Annotated in this window: 18 protein-coding genes; 6 read left to right on the forward strand and 12 right to left on the reverse strand. The window is 68.1% G+C overall.

Annotated features, from left to right (window positions below):
- Window positions 1–98: 98 nt before the first annotated feature.
- Window positions 99–776 carry a Crp/Fnr family transcriptional regulator gene (locus IEY07_RS21985; RefSeq protein ID WP_188897946.1) on the reverse strand — a complete coding sequence of 226 codons (678 nt, stop codon included), beginning with the start codon at window positions 774–776 and terminating at the stop codon, window positions 99–101.
- Between the two features lie 161 nt (window positions 777–937).
- Here IEY07_RS21985 and nth point away from each other — a divergent pair, with 161 nt between their 5' ends.
- The 4 genes from nth to IEY07_RS22005 are packed head-to-tail and all read left to right on the forward strand — an operon-like array spanning window position 938 to window position 3,741.
- Complete coding sequence (nth, locus tag IEY07_RS21990; RefSeq protein WP_188897948.1) at window positions 938–1,687, forward strand: endonuclease III; 750 nt, start codon at window positions 938–940, stop codon at window positions 1,685–1,687.
- The gene (locus tag IEY07_RS21995) at window positions 1,684–2,310 is read left to right on the forward strand and encodes a TlpA family protein disulfide reductase (RefSeq protein ID WP_188898030.1); all 627 of its coding nucleotides are present in this window, start codon (window positions 1,684–1,686) and stop codon (window positions 2,308–2,310) included. Before nth ends, IEY07_RS21995 begins: the two co-directional genes overlap by 4 nt.
- On the forward strand, window positions 2,307–3,044 hold the full coding sequence (locus tag IEY07_RS22000; RefSeq protein ID WP_188897950.1) for an NUDIX hydrolase: 738 nt from the start codon (window positions 2,307–2,309) through the stop codon (window positions 3,042–3,044). The genes IEY07_RS21995 and IEY07_RS22000 overlap by 4 nt, the downstream gene beginning before the upstream one ends.
- A complete protein-coding gene (locus IEY07_RS22005; protein ID WP_229670517.1) occupies window positions 3,034–3,741 on the forward strand; it encodes an HD domain-containing protein in 708 nt (235 codons plus the stop codon). Before IEY07_RS22000 ends, IEY07_RS22005 begins: the two co-directional genes overlap by 11 nt.
- Window positions 3,742–3,760: 19 nt before the next feature.
- On the opposite strand, the gene IEY07_RS22010 is transcribed toward IEY07_RS22005, so the two are convergent.
- The 9 genes from IEY07_RS22010 to IEY07_RS22050 all read right to left on the reverse strand — a co-directional run bounded on the left by IEY07_RS22010 (window position 3,761) and on the right by IEY07_RS22050 (window position 14,149).
- Window positions 3,761–4,900, reverse strand: a complete 1,140-nt coding sequence (locus IEY07_RS22010; protein ID WP_188897952.1) for an ABC transporter permease — start codon at window positions 4,898–4,900, stop codon at window positions 3,761–3,763.
- The gene (locus IEY07_RS22015) at window positions 4,897–5,781 is read right to left on the reverse strand and encodes an ABC transporter ATP-binding protein (RefSeq protein WP_188897954.1); all 885 of its coding nucleotides are present in this window, start codon (window positions 5,779–5,781) and stop codon (window positions 4,897–4,899) included. Before IEY07_RS22015 ends, IEY07_RS22010 begins: the two co-directional genes overlap by 4 nt.
- 78 nt (window positions 5,782–5,859) lie before the next feature.
- Window positions 5,860–6,555 carry a response regulator gene (locus IEY07_RS22020; protein WP_188897956.1) on the reverse strand — a complete coding sequence of 232 codons (696 nt, stop codon included), beginning with the start codon at window positions 6,553–6,555 and terminating at the stop codon, window positions 5,860–5,862.
- Window positions 6,539–7,933, reverse strand: a complete 1,395-nt coding sequence (locus IEY07_RS22025) for a sensor histidine kinase (protein ID WP_188897957.1) — start codon at window positions 7,931–7,933, stop codon at window positions 6,539–6,541. Before IEY07_RS22025 ends, IEY07_RS22020 begins: the two co-directional genes overlap by 17 nt.
- Window positions 7,934–8,004: 71 nt before the next feature.
- Window positions 8,005–8,541 (reverse strand): phage holin family protein, encoded by a 537-nt coding sequence (locus IEY07_RS22030; protein WP_188897959.1) that lies wholly within the window; start codon window positions 8,539–8,541, stop codon window positions 8,005–8,007.
- A gap of 294 nt (window positions 8,542–8,835) precedes the next feature.
- A complete protein-coding gene (locus IEY07_RS22035) occupies window positions 8,836–9,618 on the reverse strand; it encodes a YbjQ family protein (protein WP_188897961.1) in 783 nt (260 codons plus the stop codon).
- A gap of 3 nt (window positions 9,619–9,621) precedes the next feature.
- The gene (gene acs, locus IEY07_RS22040) at window positions 9,622–11,580 is read right to left on the reverse strand and encodes an acetate--CoA ligase (protein ID WP_188897963.1); all 1,959 of its coding nucleotides are present in this window, start codon (window positions 11,578–11,580) and stop codon (window positions 9,622–9,624) included.
- Window positions 11,581–11,756: 176 nt separating this feature from the next.
- The gene (locus IEY07_RS22045) at window positions 11,757–12,671 is read right to left on the reverse strand and encodes an endonuclease domain-containing protein (protein ID WP_188897965.1); all 915 of its coding nucleotides are present in this window, start codon (window positions 12,669–12,671) and stop codon (window positions 11,757–11,759) included.
- 173 nt (window positions 12,672–12,844) lie between these two features.
- Window positions 12,845–14,149 carry an MFS transporter gene (locus IEY07_RS22050; protein WP_229670519.1) on the reverse strand — a complete coding sequence of 435 codons (1,305 nt, stop codon included), beginning with the start codon at window positions 14,147–14,149 and terminating at the stop codon, window positions 12,845–12,847.
- Window positions 14,150–14,346: 197 nt separating this feature from the next.
- Here IEY07_RS22050 and IEY07_RS22055 point away from each other — a divergent pair, with 197 nt between their 5' ends.
- Window positions 14,347–17,838 carry an efflux RND transporter permease subunit gene (locus tag IEY07_RS22055; RefSeq protein WP_188897967.1) on the forward strand — a complete coding sequence of 1,164 codons (3,492 nt, stop codon included), beginning with the start codon at window positions 14,347–14,349 and terminating at the stop codon, window positions 17,836–17,838.
- 67 nt (window positions 17,839–17,905) lie between these two features.
- On the opposite strand, the gene IEY07_RS22060 is transcribed toward IEY07_RS22055, so the two are convergent.
- Both IEY07_RS22060 and IEY07_RS22065 read right to left on the reverse strand, forming a co-directional pair.
- The gene (locus IEY07_RS22060; RefSeq protein ID WP_188897969.1) at window positions 17,906–18,502 is read right to left on the reverse strand and encodes a pentapeptide repeat-containing protein; all 597 of its coding nucleotides are present in this window, start codon (window positions 18,500–18,502) and stop codon (window positions 17,906–17,908) included.
- A gap of 28 nt (window positions 18,503–18,530) precedes the next feature.
- Window positions 18,531–19,289, reverse strand: coding sequence for a class I SAM-dependent methyltransferase (locus IEY07_RS22065; RefSeq protein WP_188897971.1), 759 nt, complete (start codon window positions 19,287–19,289; stop codon window positions 18,531–18,533).
- Between the two features lie 68 nt (window positions 19,290–19,357).
- Here IEY07_RS22065 and IEY07_RS22070 point away from each other — a divergent pair, with 68 nt between their 5' ends.
- Window positions 19,358–20,110 (forward strand): Fic family protein, encoded by a 753-nt coding sequence (locus IEY07_RS22070; RefSeq protein ID WP_188897973.1) that lies wholly within the window; start codon window positions 19,358–19,360, stop codon window positions 20,108–20,110.
- Window positions 20,111–20,366: the final 256 nt, after the last annotated feature.

Genomic DNA, 20,366 nt, shown 5'->3' on the forward strand with positions numbered 1-20,366 from the left:
CGCACCAGCCGCCGAGATCCGCACCATCTGCAGCTGGTGCAGACCTCGGCATCTGGTGCGGATCCGGGTGAGAGCCGAGGAGAGCTGGGGAGAACGGCCTAGCGGGCGCGGCGCTCCACCCGCTCGAGATCGATCAGCGTGACCGAACGTGGCTCCAGCCGGATCCAGCCGCGGGCCGCGAAATCGGCCAGCGCCTTGTTGACGGTCTCCCGGGAGGCGCCGACCAGCTGGGCCAACTCCTCCTGCGTCAGATCGTGGTGGACGTGGATGCCGTCCTCGCGATGGTCGCCGAAGCGGGTGGCCAGATCCAGCAACGCCTTGGCCACCCGGCCGGGAACGTCGGAGAAGACCAGATCGGCGTTGGTGTCGTTGGCGCGGCGAAGCCGGCCGGCCAGCTGCCCGAGCAGCCCCTGGGCCACCTCCGGTCGCCCGACCAGCCACTTGTTGAGCACATCGTGTTCGAGGACCCGCAACTCGGCCGAGGTCACCGCCGTCGCAGTCGTCGACCGCGGCCCGGGATCGAATACCGACAACTCTCCGAACATCTGTCCGGGCCCGAGAACCGCCATCAGATTCTCCCGGCCGGCCGAACCGCTGCGGCCCAGCTTGACCTTTCCGCTGACCACCACGTAGAGCCGGTCCTCGTTGTCGCCCTCGTGGAACAGGATCTCGCCCTTGGTGAGTTTGAGCGTCCCCATTGCGGCCGACAGCTCAGCCACAGCCTCGTCTTCAAGTCCCTTGAACAGCGGAGCCTGTTTCAAGACTTCGGGGTCCACGTGCCCTCCTGGTCATCTGCAATTTCCTCCGACAGGCTACCGTCATGGACCTCGCGATGCACCCGGGCGGGCGCGCGTCCGGCAGGACTGCGACCGGTCCGTGACCGAATGCAGCAGTGCGTGCGGCGGGGATTGTCATCGCTGATCAGTACCCTGATTCCATGACCTCAGGCCCGACCGGGAGCAGCCGTACCGCATCCAAGGCAGCCGCGACCGGTGAGGTGAGTCGTACGGCGCTGGTGCGGCGCGCCCGCACCATCAACAAGGTTCTGGCACAGACCTATCCGGACGCCCACACCGAGCTCGACTTCACCACGCCGCTGGAGTTGCTGGTGGCGACCATCCTGTCCGCGCAGACGACCGACAAGCGGGTCAACCTGGTCACGCCGGTGCTGTTCGCGAAGTATCCGGATGCGGCGGCGTACGCGTCCGCTGACCGCGCAGAGCTGGAGGCCCTGCTGCAGCCGACCGGCTTCTTCCGGGCCAAGACCGACAGCGTGATGAAGCTCGGCGCGGCCCTGGTCGAGCGGTATCACGGTGAGGTGCCCGGCAAGCTGAAGGACCTTGTGACGCTGCCCGGGGTCGGCCGCAAAACGGCCAATGTGGTGCTCGGCAACGCGTTCGGCGTCCCGGGTATCACCGTCGACACCCACTTCGCCCGGCTGGTCAAGCGCTTCGGCTGGACCGAACAGAAGGACCCGGACAAGATCGAGGCCGAGGTCGGGTCGCTCTTTCCGCGCAAGGACTGGACCCAGCTCAGCCACAACGTCATCTGGCACGGCAGGCGCCGCTGTCACGCCCGCAACCCTGCGTGCGGTGCCTGCCCGGTCGCCCGGTGGTGCCCGTCCTACGGCGAGGGACCGACCGATCCCGTCAAGGCGGCCAAACTCGTCCGGGAACCGCGAGGATGATGCGCCGAGTCCTGATCGTGCTCGTGGCGGTGCTGTTCCTCGCCGGGTGCAGTGGGTCACCGTCGTCGACACCGTCGGTTCCGCCGACCGACCAACCCGCCTCCGCACCGCCGCCCGCCTCCAGCCACGAGCTGCGCAAGGCCCGGGTGCAGGCCGGCATCGCCGACTGCCCGGCCTCCACCGGCGATGCGGCCCTCGACAACGGCCTGCCCGACATCACCCTGGCCTGCCTGGGCAGCGACCGTACGGTCCGGTTGGCCGGGCTGCGCGGCAAGCCGATGGTGGTCAACATCTGGGCCCAGTGGTGCGGTCCGTGCCGGGTCGAGGCACCGCACCTGGCGGCCGTCGCCGAGCAGGCCGGCAACGACGTCCAATTCATCGGGATCGACTACGCCGACCCGGATCCAGCCGCGGCGATCGACTTCGCCAAGGATGCAGGCTGGACCTACCCGCAGCTCCAGGACTATCAGCAACGGGTCAAGGCACCGCTGAAGATCATCGGCATCCCGCAGACCTTCCTGGTCGACGCCAAGGGCAGGATCGTCTACCGGCAGGTCAGGCCCTTCTCCAGCGACACCCAGCTGCGCGCGCTGCTGCGCGACCAGCTCGGGGTGAAGCTGTGAGCGGACGGCCGTTGCTGCTGCCGGACTGGCTGCAGCCGTTGCGGGACAGCCTGTCCCGCAACCTCGACAGCTGGCCGGACCGTACGCCACCACCCGAGCGAGCGGCCGGGACCGGCGGCCGCCCGGCGGGGGTGCTGGTGCTCTTCGGCGAGGATCGCGACGGCCCGGATCTGCTTTTCATCGAGCGATCGTCGGCTCTGCGGGCTCATCCCGGCCAGGTCGCCTTCCCGGGTGGCGGGATCGAGGACGTCGACACGGATATCGTCGCTGCCGCACTGCGCGAGGCGCACGAGGAGACCGGACTCGACCCGTCCGGCGTCGAGGTCTTCGGCGAACTCGACCCGCTCGGGCTGTCCGTCTCCGGATTCCAGGTCACTCCGGTGCTGGCCTGGTGGCGCGACCAGTCACCGGTCGCGGTGGTCGATCCCGGCGAGGTCGCAGCTGTGCAGCGCATCCCGATCAGCGCCCTGACCGACCCGAACAACCGCTACGTCACCGTGCACCCGCGCGGGCATCGCGGGCCCGGATTCCTGATCGGCGACCTGTTGATCTGGGGCTTCACCGCCTACGTGCTGGACGGCATTCTCACCCGCGGTGGCTGGCAGCGCCCGTGGGACAACCGCCGCACGATGGCGGTACCGTCGCGCTATCTGGGCCGGCAGCCGGTGGCCGGTCCCGATCTCGACGCACCCGATCTCGATACACCGGCAGGAGCCGAACCCCATGACATCTGAGCCCGCCGCGACATCTGAGCCCGCCGCGACCACCGATCTGCGGTCCGACCTGCTCGAACAGTTCGAGAAGCTGCTGCCCGGACATCGCGACATCGGCGAGGAGCTGGCGGAGCGGTATGCCGAGCCGCACCGGCATTATCACGGCCTCGGTCACCTGGCCTTCGTACTGGATCGGATCGACGCCTTCGCCACCGGCAGTCACGACCTCTTCTCGGTCCGGCTCGCAGCCTGGTTCCACGACGCGGTCTATGCGATCCCGCCGGGGCAGATCAGCAACGAGGAAGCCTCGGCGCGGCTGGCGATCCGGACGCTGGTCCGGTCCGGATTCGAGCAGGAGGAGCTCGGCGAGATCGCCCGGCTCGTCCGGCTGACCGAGCAGCACCGCACCTCGGGATCGGACATCAACGGCGAGCTGCTGTGCGATGCCGACCTGGCGATCCTGGCCTCGCCGGCCGAGGAGTACCGGCGCTACGTCGACGCGGTCCGCGCCGAATACTCGCGGCTCAGCGACGAGGAGTTCGCGGCCGGCCGGTTGCAGGTGCTGCTCTCGCTCGGCGGCCGGACGCTCTTCCGCACCCACGCCGGTCGCAAGATCAACTCCGTGGCGCAGCAGAATCTGGCGAGCGAGGCGCTGGAGTTGATCGACCGGCTCGGTGTCCGTGACGATCTCGATCCCGAGGCCTGGCCGCTCGCCTGATCCCGGAGCTAGTCGAAGGTCAGTCCACCCCGCTGCTGCGCAGCGCCTCACGGACCGAGATCTTGGCTCCGGTGCGTAACAGCGCGTTGCCGTAGATCTTGGCGGCGGCGACGATCACGCCGACGGTTCCGGCAAGCAGGATCAGCAACGACAGCAGGGGTTCCCACCAGGCTGCCTCGGAGAGGAAGATCCGCAGCGGCATGCCGACAGCGGCCGAGAACGGCACATAGGACATGATCGTCAGCACCAGGCTGTTGTCGTGGAAGAAGATCACCAGGAAGTACGGGATCATCACCAGCATGGTGACCGGCGTGACCGTCGCCTGGATGTCCTCCTGCCGCGACACCAGCGACGCCGCGGCGGCGAACATCGATGCCAACAGGACGAAGCCGATCACGAAGAAGATCACGAACCAGGCGATCGGCGCGCCCAGCAGGGACAGTGTCGCCGACTCCCCGGTGACCGACAGTCCGATCACCGCGAAGGCACCGGTGACCACCACCTGGGCGAAGGCGAGCAGGCTGTTGCCCAGGATCTTGCCGGTGAGCAGCGTCCGGGTGCTGATGGCCGAGATCAGGATCTCCACGATCCGGGTCTGTTTCTCCTCCACCACACTCTGGGCGATGGTGCCGCCGAAGGTCGCCGACGACATCAGGAAGATCAGCGCGAAACCGAACGCGGCGGCGTATCGCAGTCCGGGCGGGATGGTGGGCGGATCGAGCAGCGTCACCTGCGGCTTGACGCTGAGAGCAGCAACGAGCGCGTCGGGCGAGGACTCGTCGGCGATGATCCTGATCCCGGCCGGGCTCGACCGATCCGCGACGACGGCCGCATCGACCGTCCCGGCCCGCACCAGGGCGGTCGCCTCGGCGACCGAGCCGACGTGGCGGACCGCCAGACCGGAGGCCTGCTGCACGGCCGCGACGTCGCCTACTACCGCCACCGACGTCGTGGACGTCCGGCCGCCGAGCGTGCCTGCAGCGATCACACCGGCCAGCGCGGCGAGCAACATGATCCCGGTGGACACCTGGAAGGCACGGCTGCGCAGCCGGGTCAGGATCTCGCGTTCGGCGATCAGCCGGACGGCCTGGCCGAAGCTCAGGCCCGGTGTGGCCGCAGGTGCGGTGAGGCTCGGCGTCGTCGCCGGAGTGGTCGTCACTGGATGACCTCCTTGAAGATCTCGGCCAGGCGCGGCCGACGGGGGGAGAAGCTGAGCACCGGTCCGCGGGCGACGGCCGCGGCCAGCACGGACTGGGCCGCCTCCGGCGATCCGGCGTCGAAGATCACGTTCGGCCCGTCGAAATCCCGGACGGTGATCCCGGGCTGGTCACGCAGCCAGCCCGCATCGGTCCCGAACGTTGCTTGGTAGGTGGTGCCTGCATAGCGGTCCCGCAACTCGTCCCGGGGCCCGGCGGCGCGGATCGTTCCGCCCGCGATGATCACCAGGTCGTCGCAGAGCTGTTCGACGATGTCCAGCTGATGGGAGGAGAACAGCACCGGAACACCGGCCGCGGCCCGTTCGCGGAGGACCGCGAGGACCACGTCGACAGCCAGCGGATCCAGTCCGGAGAACGGCTCGTCCAGGATCAGCGCCTGCGGATCGTGGACCAACGCGGCCGCGATCTGGGCACGCTGCTGGTTGCCCAGCGACAGGGTCTCCACCTTGTCGCCGGCCCGGTCGGACAACTCGAGCTTGGCCAGCAGATCGCTGGTGTTGTGGCGGGCCGCGCGCTGGCTGAGACCGTGCAGGCGGGCGAGGTAGACGAGCTGCTCGGCGACCGGCATCTTGGGATACAGCCCCCGCTCCTCGGGCATGTAGCCGAACCGGCGACGATCCGCCGGTGTCAGCAGCGCGCCGTCCAGGCGGACCTCGCCGCTGTCGGCGGTCAACACGCCCAGCACGATCCGCATCGTGGTGGTCTTGCCGGCGCCGTTGCGGCCGACGAAGCCGGTGATCCGGCCTCCGGGCACGTCGAAGCTGACATCGGTGAGCACCTGTCGCGCGCCGAACGATCTGTTGATCTTGGTTATCTCCAGCACAGCATCAGGCTAGAAACCTCGGGGCCTCTCACGCATCCGTCGCCGGGTGGGAATTCCGCATCCGCCCGCAGGTGGAGGTCAGGTGCCGGGTGTCACGAGCCGGTGCTCATAGGCGTAGATCACGGCCTGGATACGGTCGCGGAGCTGCAGTTTGGCCAGCACATTGGAAACATGGGTCTTGACCGTCGCCTCGCCGACGACCAGGGCAGCTGCGATCTCGGCGTTGGACATCCCCTGGGCCACCAGCTGCAGCACCTCTGCCTCCCGTTCGGTCAGTGCCGGGGTCGGGACCGGCCGCTGGTCGGTGGACCCGGACGAAGGGCGTGGTTGCTGCGGCGGGACGAAGCCGGAGATCACCCGGCGGGTGACGGCCGGCGACAGCAGCGCCTCCCCGGCGGCGATCACCCGTACGGCTTCGACCAGATTCTCCGGACTGGCATTCTTCAGCAGGAATCCGCTGGCCCCGGCCGCGAGCGCCTGGAAGAGATAGTCGTCCCGGTCGAAGGTGGTCAAGATCAACACCGCCGCTCCTACCGTCGGATCGGCGACCAGCTCACGGGTCGCGGCGAGGCCGTCCTTGACCGGCATCTGGACGTCCATGCAGATCACGTCGGGCGTCAGGGCCCTGGCCCGCTGGACGGCTTCCTCGCCGTTGCCGGCTTCACCGACCACCTCGATGCCCTCGGCCAACTCCAGGATCACCCGGAACCCGTAGCGGACCAGTTCGTGATCATCGACCAGCAGTACCCGGATCGGATCATGATCGTTGATCATGGAACACCTCCGCGCCGGTCATCGGCGAACGCGGCATCCGGGCCCGGACCAGGTAACCGCCCCTGGCCAGGGCGCCGAGCTCGATGGTCCCACCGGATGCTGCCACGCGTTCGCGCATCCCGAGCTGGCCGAGGCCGGGGCCGGTCCGGCCCGGCCATCGGGTCGGGGTCGCTCCGCTGTTGGTGATCTCGATCTCCACCTCATCGGGGTAGTAGCGCAGCCGGACATCGGCCGTCGCTCGGGGACCCGCGTGTTTGCGGACGTTGGTCAGCGCCTCCTGGGCGATCCGGAAGAGATTGACGTCCAGCACCGCCGGCAGCCGGCCGGGTGTTCCGACGATCTCGAGCCGGGTCGGCAGCCCTGCGGCCTCGGATTCTTCAACCAGCGCGGGCAATCGGCGTACGCCGACGGTGGCCGCGGTCTCGATCTCGTGATCGGGATGCCGGCCGTCGTCGCGCGCCTCCGGGTCTGCCTCGCGCAGGGTGCTCAACATGCCGTGCAGCTCCTCGATCGCCGTCCGGGCGGACGACTCGACATGGCCCAGAGCGTCGCGAGCGGCCACCGGATTGTGGTCGAAGGCGACCCGGGCCGCGCTGGCCTGCACTCCCATCACCGAGACGTGGTGGGCGACCACGTCGTGCAGCTCCCGGGCGATCCACATCCGCTCCAGAGCCAGCGCCTGGGCCGTGGAGCGTTCGCGCTCCCGGGCAAGCTCGGCCGTACGGCGTTCGAGCTCGTCCTGGCCGATGGCGCCGGCGTAGCCGCGGTTGCCGAGGTAGTAGGACCCGATGAAGAAGGTCGCGTTGGTGAGGAGCTGGATCAGGGCCATCGACACCAGTGGGGAGAACGGCCCGGTCGCGGCCGGCTCATCGGATCGGTCGCCGGTCGCATACACGAAGATCGAGATCATGATCCAGATGAACATCGCCGCGGTGATCACCAGCCGGGTCCAGCGGGCGCGCTGCCGGTCCGGTTCCCAGGCACCGACGGTGTAGAAGGCGACGAACAGCGCGATCATCGGAAAGAACAGCGAGACGCCGAAGGCGATCCCGCCGGCCATGTAGAGCGCGGAGACCAGCAGCGCAATGATCACCGGATAGCGGCGGCGCCAGGCCAGCGGCAAGGTGACGGCGATCGACCACAGCAGCTCCAGCCACTGCGGCGCCTTGGTCGGTTGCAGCAGCCCCGCCCACGGGTAGAGCTGCATGGTGGTCACGGCGCCGACGGCCAACGCCACCGCGCCGATCAGATCGGCACGCCGGCCATCCGGCCCCGGGGTGGGTCGGCGCCAACCGGGATACGGCGGGTCGGTGCTCGGCAGGATCTGGTCCAGGGTGGACCACTGGGTGCCGACACCGGTCAGTCCAGAGGCACTCACCAGGACACGGTAACGATCCTCGTCGTCCTGGACATCCGTCCTGCGACGGATTCGCCGCCGGCCAGCGCCGGTCAGCTGCGGGCCGCGGCGCCCGGGAGCTGACGGGTGTCGGCGTTACCGTCGATCTTCCCAGCGTCGATCTTCCCCGCCTCGATTTTCCCCGCCTCGATCCTCTTGGCCGTGGCAGCCGCATTGCCGCGGGCGATGGCGGTCTTGACCGCCTCGGCCGTCTGCTGGCCCTGGGCGATCGTCTGCTCGGGTCCCTTGACCCGCTTGAAAAGCACCAGGCCGATCAGTGCGAAGATCACGGCGACGACGATCAGTACCCCGCCCATGATCACGAAGCCCAGTGCGATCGGCAGATTCAGCCACTTCCAGATAGCCAGCGAGCCGGCGATGAACATCAGGATCAGCGCGTTCAGGAGGAAGAACAGTGCACCGACGAACAGGCCGGCGCCGATGCCACCTTTGCGGGCCGACGGCACCAACTCCTGCTTGGCCAGCTCGACCTCGCCCCGGATGAGGTTCGAGACCTCGGCCTGGATGTCCTTGAGGATGTCCCCGACGCCGGGCGCCTTCGGGGTCTGTCCCGTATCGGTGCTCGTCATGCCAGCCTCTCCTCCTGCGTCGCATTGCCGACGCCAAGACGACGATGATCGTTGCGGCTGAGCCTAACGGGTCGGTGATCCAGGTCGACCTCATGCGCAGACGATCCGCAATCTCGGAGCCGATGATTCCTCCGCGTTACCCGCGGCTCCAGCGCGGAATCGGTCGGTGGCTCGCGCGATCGGGGTGCACCGAAGGTCAAAGTTTCAGCCTGTGAGGCGCCGATCGGCATGTCGGGCCCCACTCGCTCGACCTTTGAGGGTCGTACGTCGCCGGGGAAGGGCGTCGGCGGCTAGCTAGCCGTGGCGCGGGGGCTGCTGCTCCCAGGGCGCCTGCTGATAGCCGCCGGGCTGCTGGTCCTGCGGGGCCCACTGCTGTTGGGAGGGTGGCTGCTGGGCGGGCTGCTGTTGGGCGGGCTGCTGCTGGCCCGGGTAGCCGGTTGGCGGCGGCACCTGGGGCTGGTAGCCATGCTGGCCCGGCACCGGCTGGGGTCCGGGTGCCGACGGCGGTGGTTCGACCGGTCCTGCAGACGGCTGAGGTTGGGCCGACTGCTGGGGCTGCGGGACCTGCTGGGCCGACTGCTGGGGCTGCGGGACCTGCTGGGCCGACTGCTGGGGCTGGGGTGCCGGCGGCTGGGCCGACTGCTGCGGCGGAGGCGGCGGCTGGCGGTCGGGACGGGTCTCCTGCGGGGCGGCGGGCCGGGTCCCGGACTGGGCCGCCTGTTGGGCGGACTGCACCGTCGAGCCGTCCTCACCGCTCGGGATCGGCCGTACGACGACGGCGGTGCCGTAGGCGCAGATCTCGGTGAAGCTCTGGCCGATCTCACCGGTGTCGAACCGCATGCCGACGATCGCATTCGCACCGCGCTGCTGAGCGTCGGCCCACATCCGGTTCATCACCTCGTTACGGCTCTCGTAGACGATCTTGGTGAATTCGTGGATCTCGCCTCCGCCCATGGAGCGGAAGCCGGCGATGAAATTCGCGCCGATGTTGGCACTGCGGACGGTCATGCCCATGACTTCACCGAGCACCGCGTCGATCCGGTAGCCGGGAATGTCGTTGGTGGTGACGATGATCATGGTTCAGTCCTCGCTGGGTGCCGTTGTCAGGTTGGTCTTGATCAGGTCCATCACGGTGGAATCCTGCAGGGTGGTCACGTCGCCGAGTTCACGGTTCTCGGCGATGTCGCGCAGCAACCGTCGCATGATCTTGCCGGAACGGGTCTTCGGCAGTTCCTCGACGACCATGATCTGCCGCGGCCGGGCGATCGGGCCGATCTCGGTCGACACGTGCTGGCGCAACTCCTTGACAACATCCGGGCCGCCGTCGCCGGCTTCGGAACGCAAGATCACGAACGCCACGATCGCCTGGCCGGTGGTCTCATCGGTGGCGCCGACGACGGCCGCCTCGGCGACCTTGGGGTGGGACACCAGTGCCGATTCGATCTCGGTGGTCGACATCCGGTGACCGGAGACGTTCATCACGTCGTCGACGCGGCCGAGCAGCCAGAGGTCGCCGTCCTCGTCCTTCTTGGCGCCGTCCCCGGCGAAGTAGAGACCACCGAACCGCGACCAGTAGGTCTCCCGGTAGCGCTCGTCGTCGCCCCAGAGCGTCCGCAGCATCGACGGCCAGGGCTTGGTGATCACCAGGTAGCCGCCTTCGCCGTTGCCGACCGGCTTGCCCTCGTCGTTGACCACGTCGATCGAGACACCGGGGAACGGGGTCATCGCCGCGCCCGGCTTGCCACTGGTCACACCCGGCATCGGGGTGATCATGTGCATGCCGGTCTCGGTCTGCCACCAGGTGTCGACGACCGGGGTCCGGTCGCCGCCGATGTTGGTGCGGTACCAGACGTACGCCTCGGGGTTGATCGGCTCGCCGACCGAGCCGAGCACCCGCAGGCTCGACAGGTCGAACTTCGCCGGGATCTCGGCGCCCCACTTCATGAAGGTCCGGATCGCAGTCGGCGCGCAGTAGAGGATCGACACCTTGTACTTGGCGATGATCTCCCACCAGCGGCCCTGGTGCGGGGTCTCGGGAGTGCCTTCGTACATCACGCTGGTGGTGCCGTTGACCAGCGGCCCGTAGACCAGGTAGCTGTGTCCGGTCACCCAGCCGATGTCCGCGGCGGTCCAGAAGACGTCGGTCTCCGGCTTCAGGTCGAAGGTCGCCCAATGGGTGTACGACGTGCCGACCAGATAGCCGCCGGTGGTGTGCAGGATGCCCTTCGGCTTCCCGGTGCTGCCGGAGGTGTACATGATGTAGAGCGGATGCTCGGCCGGGAAAGCCTCCGCGGTGTGCTCCTCGGACTGCTTGCCGACGAATTCGTGCCACCACAGGTCACGGCCCTCGACGATGTCCACCGGCTCCCCGGTGCGCTTCACGACCAGCACATGGCGGACGCCCTGGACCTGCTGGAGTGCCTGGTCCACCGCGGGCTTGAGCGAGGACGGCTTGCCCTTGCGGTAACCGCCGTCGGCGGTGATCACCACCTCGCAGCCGCAGTCGGAGATCCGGCTGGCCAGCGCCTCGGCCGAGAAACCGCCGAACACCACGGTGTGCGGAGCGCCGATCCGTGCGCAGGCCAGCATCGCGACTGCGGCCTCGGGGATCATCGGCATGTAGATCGCGACCCGGTCACCCGCCTTGACGCCCAACTCGAGCAGCGCGTTGGCGGCCTTCTTGACCTCGGTCGTCAGCTCGGCATAGGTGATCGCGCGGCTGTCGCCCGGCTCGCCCTCGAAGTAGAAGGCGACCCGCTCACCGTTACCGGCCTCGACGTGCCGGTCGCAGGCGTTGTAGGCAGCGTTCAGGGTGCCGTCGGCATACCACTTCGCGAAGGGCGGGTTGCTCCAGTCGAGCGTCTGGGTCGGCTTGGTGGCCCAGCTCAGCCGCTCGGCCTGCTTGCCCCAGAATGCCTCGGGATCGGCCGCGGCCTCGTCGTAGGTCGCCTGGGTCACGTTGGCGTGGGCCGCGAGGTCCGCCGGTGGCGGGAACCGTCGGTCCTCCGTCAGCAGGTTCTCCAGGGTCTCGTCGCTCACAGCACGCCTCCTCGGGTGAAGTTCATCGCCGCACAGCCTAACCATCACCGGTCGCTGAGGCTGCCGAAGGGCTTCGCCGTCTTGGGGTCCTTCCTGGCGGAGCCACTGAGATCGTGACCGGCGTTTCCCGGGGGGGGCCCCGACACGCCGCAGCGAACGAAACGTCGGCTACATTCTCAGCGCTTGTTGACTGCGGTGGCCCTGCTGGCGGTCTCGATCGCTGCTCGAACCTGCGCCACGAAGCGTTGCGGATGCCGATCAAGATCCTGCCAGGTGAACCGAAGCACGATCCACCCGGCCAGCACGAGCGCATTCTGTCGCTCACGGTCTCGCACGAAAGTGGTGATATCTCTCTGGTGGTCGCGGCCATCGATCTCAACGGCGATCTTCAGCCGCAGGAAGCAGATGTCGACGAAATAGGTGTGGCCGTTGATGACGACCTTCTCGTTGCCTGTCCAGCCGAGGATCGCTGCATCCCGCAGCAGCTGGTGTGCCAATCGTTCGGACTCGGCCCACGGTGTGTCCCGCGACTCCCAGAGCAGCCTGCGGCGAGCGCCGTTGCCGCGGCTGCCACTGACCGCGTCCAGTGCCGACCGCATGTCATCCAGGGTCGCCTGTCTGGTGCGGAGCACTGTGTCGATGGGCTCACCTCCGAGCTCGGCGGCCAACTCGACGGCTGTCAGCGCCGGAGCGGAGACCCTGACTGTGCGGGTCCCGACCCTCAGCTCGCGGATCCAGTCGACAGGAATGGTCCGGCGGTGGAGGCGGAAGTCCATGCTGCGGAGCTTCCGGGCGACTCGCAGGACGATGTCGACGCGATCGAAGCGGATGTCCGGCCAGTATGTCGCTGCAGCAGCTGCACGTCCGACGACGACCGCGTCAGCATTCCACGCCGCGACTGCCGCCATCCGGGCGGCGAGGTCGGCACAGAAGCCAGCGGGTGCGTAGATGCCCAGAAGAACGGTTGTCAGCTCCTTTGTGCGCAGCAGTCGGTCCAGGACCGGCCCGAGCTCGGGATGTTCGCTGCGACGGACAACGCCGCCGCCTTCGGCGAGGAGCTGCGCCAGCCGCTCACGATGAATGGTCCGCACACCTTTAGCAATAGGGACAATCGCCGGACCGGTTCACCGTAGCGGGCGTTCTGTGGAGAACTCGGGGGAGTCAGATCCCTGTGGATATCGGCAACCGCCGAGATTGTGACCGACGTTCTGCCGGCGGCCGGCGACACGCCGAGTGAACTCGATCGCCGGTCACAGAATCAGCGCTACCCGTTGCTGGTTGCCCGGCGCTCCCGCTCCCGAACCGCATGCGGGTCGGTGCGGTTGTCGTAGGTCCAGAATCCGCGGATCGCCGCCGTGGTCACCGAGACACCGAGGATGCACAGCGCACCACCCGAAGCGATGGCGGCCCTGACCCCGACCAGATCGGCGACGATCCCGGCACGCAGCTGGCCACCGAGCGGGCCGACGGAGTAGGACAGCATCTCGATCCCTGCCAGTCGGCCGCGCAACTCATCAGGAATCGTCTGGTTCCACAACACCATTCGGAAGGTGCCGCTGATCTGGTCGAAGCCGCCGGCCAGGACGAGCATCGCGAAGGCCAGCCAGTACCAGGGCGCAAGGCCGGCCAGACCGATCGCCGCACCCCAGCAGATAGCGGCCAAGGTGATCGCCCGGCCGTGGTGGTGGATGCGGGCCATCCAGCCCGACGTGATGGTCGCGAGCGCCGAGCCGAGCCCTTCGGAGGCGTACAGCAGGCCGACGAGTTCGGGGTGGCCGAAGACCTGCAGGCCGAAAGCGGGGAACAGTACCGTGGGCATGGCCATGAACATCCCGACCAGGTCCACGATGTAGGTGCCGAGCAGGTCGCGGCGCCCGGCGGCGTACCGCAGCCCGACTCCGATCGAGCGCAGCGCCGATCCGGTGGTCCGCTCGGTCGGCGGATAGGGGCCGAGGCGGACGAGCAGGACCACGGTGACCAGCGCGCTGGTCACCCACAGGCCGTAGCCGATCGCGACGCCGTAGCGGGCGATCAGCACACCGCCGATCGCCGGCCCGACCAGACTGCCCAACTGCCAGGCCAGGGACCAGGCCGCCACGGCGGCGGTGAGCTGGTCGTGGCCGACCGTACGCGGCACCAGGGCGTCCTGGCTGGGCCGCTGCAGCGACGAGCTCATCGACAGCAGCGCCGCGACCAGGTAGATGAGCCAGACCTGCGGGTGGTCGAGCAGGGCATTGACCAGCAGTGCGGCGGCCAGCACGGCGTTGGCAGCGCCAGAGAGCACCATGATCGTCCTGCGGTCGAAGCGGTCCGCAAGGGCTCCGCCCCAGAGTCCGAAGACGATCAACGGCACCAACTCGACACCGCCGACGACGCCGACCGCGAGATTGGAGCCGGTGATCCGGAAGAGCTGGAACGGGATCGCGACGTAGCCGATCATCGAACCGAGGTAGCCGGCCGTGGCGGCGATGAAGAGCAGCCGGAAATCCCGGGTCCACAAGGGCGACAGATCGAGTCGGGCATCCCACAGCCGGCGCCACCAACGGCGCCTCGGCCGTTCCTCGATCACAGCGCGCAGTCTGCGCCCGGAGCGAGTGCCGCGGCAAACCGATTACGCCGGCTCCACCCTCGGGTGGACCCTGATCTGGTCCTGACCGGGGTTGTCCCTGAGTGTTTTCCCGTCGAAGCTGGGGGAGACTTCTCCCGGGCACCGCCGCCCGCACTGTGCCGATGTGGGACGACGACGAATGGTGGATTGAGCGTTCAATGGGAAGACTGGCCAACCTGAGCCTGCGCAACCGCGCCCTGATCGCGCTGGTGACGATCTTCGTCATGATCTTCGGCGCAATCACCGCCAGCCAGCTGAAACAGGAGCTGATCCCGTCGATCAGCGTCCCGACCGCAGTGATCACCACGACCTACACCGGCGCCGCGCCACAGGTCGTGGCCCAGAGCGTCACTACGCCGATCGAGCAGGCGGTCGGTGGCGTGTCCGGCATCGACGACACCACTTCGACCTCGTCGACCGGGCTGTCGCAGATCACCATCAACATGCAGTACGGCACCGACATGACGGCTGCACAGCAGGATCTGCAGGCCGCCGTCAGCCGGATCCGATCCACCCTCCCGGACGGCACCGACCCGCAGGTGACGACCGGCAGCATCGACGATCTTCCGGTTGTCCAGCTGAGCGTCACCAGCGCCACCGGTGACAAGGCCGCGTTGGCAGACCAACTGACCAACATCGCCGTACCCCAGCTGCAGAAGATCGACGGCGTCCGCGCGGTCACCGTCTCCGGGGCACCGGTTCGGCAGGTCGAGGTCGATCTCGATCTGGACAAGCTGCAGTCGCACGGACTCACCACCACCGCCGTGCAGCAGACCCTGCAGTCGTCGGGGCTGGTGACCTCGGCCGGCAGCGTCACCGCCGGCGACCGGACGATGTCGGTCAACGTCGGGCAGCGCCTGCGGTCGGCCCACGATGTCGCCGATCTGGAGATGCTCACCGCCGACGGTTCGCGGGTCAAGATCGGCGACATCGCGACCGTCAAGACGATCAACGCGGCGGCGACGTCGATCTCACGGACCAACGGCCAGGACTCGCTGTCGCTGTCGATCACGAAGACACCCGAGGGCAACACCGTCGATGTCAGCAACGCCGTCAGCAGCGCGCTGCCCGACATCACGAACCGACTGGGCGACGGGGCGAAATTCACCACGGTCTTCGATCAGGCGCCCTTCATCACCCAGTCGATCCACGACCTGCTCGTCGAGGGCGGGCTCGGCCTGGTGATGGCGATCGTGGTGATCTTGATCTTCCTGCTCTCCGGCACCTCGACCCTGGTGACCGCGTTGTCGATCCCAGTATCGGTGTTGATCACGCTGATCGGCCTGCGGGTCGCCGACTATTCGCTGAACATCCTGACGCTGGGTGCCTTGACGATCGCCGTCGGCCGGATCGTCGACGACTCGATCGTGGTGATCGAGAACATCAAACGGCATCTCTCCTACGGCGAGCCGAAACTCAAGGCGATCACCACCGCCGTACGGGAAGTGGCGACGGCGATCACCGCTGCGACCGTGACGACGGTTGCGGTCTTCCTCCCGATCACCCTGGTCGGCGGCCAGGTGGGCGAGTTGTTCCGACCCTTCGGGCTGACGGTGACGATCGCGCTGCTGGCTTCATTGCTGGTGGCGTTGACGATCATCCCGGTGCTGGCGTATTGGATCCTGCGGGTGCCGAAGGTGACGGTCGATCCTGACCAGGCACGAGAACTCGCCGAGGCGAAGGAACACCGCAGCCTGCTGCAGCGTGGCTATGTCCCGATCATCCGGTCGGCGACCAAGCATCCGATCGTGACGATCCTGATCGCGTTGTTGGTGGTCGGCGCGACCGGCACGCTCTCGACCCGGCTCAAGACCGACTTCATCGGCAACAGCGGCCAGAACACGCTGTCGGTGACCCAGGACTTCGCCCCGGCGCTGAGCCTGCAGACCAAGAGCAAGATGGCAGCCAAGGTCGAGGATGCGATCCGCGAGTTGAACGGGGTGCAGACCGTCCAGACCACCATCGGTGGCGGCGGTTTCGGTGGCTTCTTCGGCGGCGGCACCGACTCCGCCTCCTTCTCGGTGACCACGGACTCCGATGATGATCAGGATCGGATCCAGAACGATGTCACCGACGCGGTCAATGAGCTCAGCGGCGTCGGAACGGTCACGGTCAGCGCCAGCTCCGGCTTCGGTACCAGCTCCGACGTCGAGGTGGACATCACCGCCCCGGACCAGGATCGACTCGATCAGGCGGCTGCTCAGGTGCTGGCGAAGATGAAGGCGATTCCCGGTACGACCAATGTCACCTCCTCGGTGGCGGCGGCGCAGCCGATCGTGCAGGTCGACATCGATCCCATCAAGGCCCAGCAGCACGGTCTCACCGCAAGTCAGGTCTCTGACACGCTGAAGGGCGTGCTGGCCCCGGCCACGGTCGGCAGCATCGAAACCTCCGGCAACGACGAGGACGTGGTGCTCAAGGTCGCTGATGCGCCGGTCGGACTGAGCGAACTGCGCAATCTCGAGATCGCCGTCCCGGCGAGCGCGCAGTCGGGTCAGGGATCCGGTCAGAATCCCGGGAACGCCGGTGGCGCAGGGAGTTCCGGCGGTGCAGGCGATCTGGCCCAGCCGCAGCAGGTCAAGCTGTCCGAGGTGGCCGACGTCACCCAGGCCAAGGTGGCTCCGTCGATCAACCGCAGGAACGGCCAGCAGAGCGCGACCGTGTCCCTGACGCCCAGCGGGGACAACCTCAGCGCGGTCAACTCCGATGTCACCGCGGCGCTGGACCAACTCCACCTTCCGTCCGGCGTGCAGACCGAGCTGGGCGGCGTCAGCTCCGACCAGTCCGACGCATTCTCCCAACTGGGCTTGGCATTGCTGGTCGCGATCGCGATCGTCTACGTGGTGATGGTCGCCACCTTCAAGAGCCTGGTCCAGCCGTTGATCTTGCTGGTGTCGATCCCGTTCGCGGCGGTCGGGGCACTCATCGCGCTGGTGGTGACCAACACCCCGCTGGGCGTGCCGTCCTTGATCGGCTTGTTGATGTTGGTCGGCATCGTGGTGACCAATGCGATCGTGTTGGTCGACCTGGTGAACCACTACCGGGCGGCCGGCGAGTCGGTGCAGGAGGCGTTGATCAACGGCGCCCGGAGACGGTTGCGGCCGATCCTGATGACCGCGATCGCGACGATCTTCGCGCTGATCCCGATGTCGCTCGGACTCACCGGCGGCGGTGTATTCATCTCCCAGCCGTTGGCGATCGTCGTGGTCGGCGGCCTGGTGTCCTCGACCGTGCTGACTCTCATCCTGGTACCGGTGCTCTACCGCCTGGTCGAGGGCCGACGCGAGCGCAAGCAGTTGCGTCGGGATGCCGAGCGTGAGACCAGGGAGGCGGAGATCGCGGCCCAGCGGGCTGAGCAGCACCGGGCCGATGAGGCGGCCCGTGCCGAAGCGGCGGAGGTGGCGCGAGCCCAGGAGACCGAGGCGGTGAACGTCCTGGAGACGGCTGACCAGACGCAGGCGGAGGTGCCACCGACGGAGCAGAGCGGGGCGCCGGAGGGCGACAGTGCCGGCGCGTTACCACCGGAGAACCCCGGTGGCGAGCCGATGGACCCGGAGCGGCAGCGCGCCGCCGAGGCCGCTCGCGCCGAGGTCGAGTCCAGGGCCGTACGGCCGCTGCGTCGGCTGGCCCGCCGTTTCCGTCGCCGCTGACCGCTGCTCCGGGCCGCCCCGGGCACAGCAGCCGTGCCGGGGCGTCGTACCCAGCTTCGAGGTTCGGCTAGCCGAGCACGGCTCCGTACGCGCCGGCGACGGCGATCGCTCCACTGATGTCGACCTTGGTGTTCTTCATGATCGCGTCGGCCAGCTGGACGTGCTCGAGGTCGGCACCGGTCAGGTCGGCGTCGGTGAGCAGGGTGTGGCGAAGCGTCGCCCGGCTGAGATTGCAGCCCGTCAGCCGGGCGCCGGAAAGGTCGGACTCCGACAGGTCGGCCTCTCGGAGGTCGGCGCCGCCGAAGTCGATCCGGGTCAGGTCGGCCGCGCGCAAGGTGACACCCTGCCAGAGCCCACCCTTGATCGTGATCGGGTGGAATTCGCAGTCGACGAACGTCGATCCCGACAGCTTGCACCCGGAAAGCGTTGCGGTGAAGAACGAACTCCGGGCGAAGGTACAGGCGACGAAGCCGGTCTCGTGGTGCTCGGAGGCGTTGAAGGCACAGTTGCCGAAGCGGCAGCCGTCGAAGACCGTGTTGCGGGTGCGGACTTCGGTGAAGTCGACGCGGCTGAAGCGGCAGCCGATGAATCGCAACCCGTCAAGATCCTTGCCGTACCAGTCCTCGTCGACGATGTCCTCGTCGGTCCGTACGCCGTCGCTCATGGGTGAACCGTACGACGACTGGCCGACACTACAGGCCGAGCGGGATCTCCAGCCCGTCATCAGCGCCGGTCAGCGCCAACTCCTGATGGTCCACCGTGGCCCGCCAGCAGGATGCCTGGAACGGCAGCAGCAGCGGTTCGGGGGCGCGTGCGTAGCTGTCGTAGAGATCGCCGACCTCGGCCAGCAGAGCGTCCCGCTCCGACTCGCCGAGACCAGAGGTGGCCGGGCGGCGGCTGACCATCTCCAGCAGGCCCGGACGGTCGATCGGCAGCCAGTTACGGAAGTTCTTGCGTTCCAGGTCGGTGAAATACGGCGTTTGCGCCATCGTCTCGATCGAGCCCTGGCCAAAATCGCCTGACATCGCCTCGGGATCCACCTGTTGCAGGATCCTGGCCAGCTTCTTCACCCATGGGACCGTGTCGTCGCGGGTGTTGTAGATCGCGACCAGACGCCCACCCGGCCGCAACACCCGGGCGATCTCGACGCTCACCAGACCCGGGGCGAACTTGTGCAACGTCTCGGCCGAACTGGCCACGTCGAAGACCTGGTCGGCGAACGGCAGCGACTCGGCCTGGGCGGCGACGTGCAGCCCGGTGGGGATTCGCTCGGCCAGCCGGGTGATCATCGATACCGACCGGTCGAGACCATGCACCCGGTGGCCGGATCGGGCCAGCATCCGCGCCAACTGCCCGCGACCGGAGCCGAGATCGAGGATCCGTTGCGGCGCGTCACCGATCATCCAGGCGACCGCCGCCTCGGGAAAAGCCGTACGGCGCTCAGCAGGCATGCTCGGATTCTAGTGTCTGCAGCAGGTCCGCCCCGCCAGGTGCGCGGCGAGGTGGCACGATATCGGGAATGACCTCGCCGATCGCCGACCCGCTCGCCGCACTGGCCGGGATCGAGGGCGTCGGGTCGGCGGTGATGGCCGCCCGGGACGCCGTCGACGCGGTGTTGCGCGACCGCGGACGCCGGCAGATCACCTCCGAGCAGCAGGCCGAGGCGCTCCTGATGGCCGCTCGGGCCAGCGCGGTGATCGGGCGCACCGAAGATGATCATGTCGGTGACGATGATCACCGGAGCTGGGAGGCGGGCACACTGCGGTTGTACGTCGAGCTTGTTGATCTTGCTCGCCTGATCAGGGTGTCGCCGGGGCAGGCGATCGCGCGGGCTCATGCCGTGCTCGGTCGCGGCGTGCTGGCCGATGACGGGCTCGGGCGGCTGCGCGACGATTCGCAGGTCGCCGACCGGATGGCTGCACTCGGACGGCTGCTCACCACATCGACCAGCGCACCGGTGATCGTGGTTGCCGCGATCGCCCATGCCGAGTTGATCACGGTGGCACCGTTCGCGGCCGGAAACGGCATCGTCGCCCGTGCGGTCGAGCGCATGATCTTGATCGATGGTGATCTTGATCGGCCGGCGGTGACCGTCCCCGAGGTCGCTCACCAGCAGTCCGGTGCCGCCTATCGGCTGGCCCTTGAGGGATACCGCAGCGGCTCGGCCCAGGGCGTACGCGACTGGTTGCTCCACGTCGCGGCCGCTGTCACCCGTGGCGCGGAACTGTCACCGCTGAAACCGGTACGCCAGCCGCCCGGCCGGCGCCCGTGAGCGGGTGCCGGTGATCTGCGAGTGATCATGTGCGGATGATCAGGTACCACTGATCGGGTGGGCCGGGCATGACTCGGCGCCCACGAGAGCGTGGGCGCCGGCCTGCGCACACATCCGAGTGACCAAGCGTGCACTCGCTTCTGTTGGCCCGGGCGGACCCGGGTCGCAACTGCCCTCTACGGATGGGTGATCACCGCGTGGGTACTCGGATTGTGCGCGAGCATCACCGATGACCGCACGCCGTCTGCGGGCGACC

Origin of the sequence: Microlunatus endophyticus (genome assembly GCF_014646195.1) — a bacterium.
Classification (GTDB): domain Bacteria; phylum Actinomycetota; class Actinomycetes; order Propionibacteriales; family Propionibacteriaceae; genus Microlunatus; species Microlunatus endophyticus.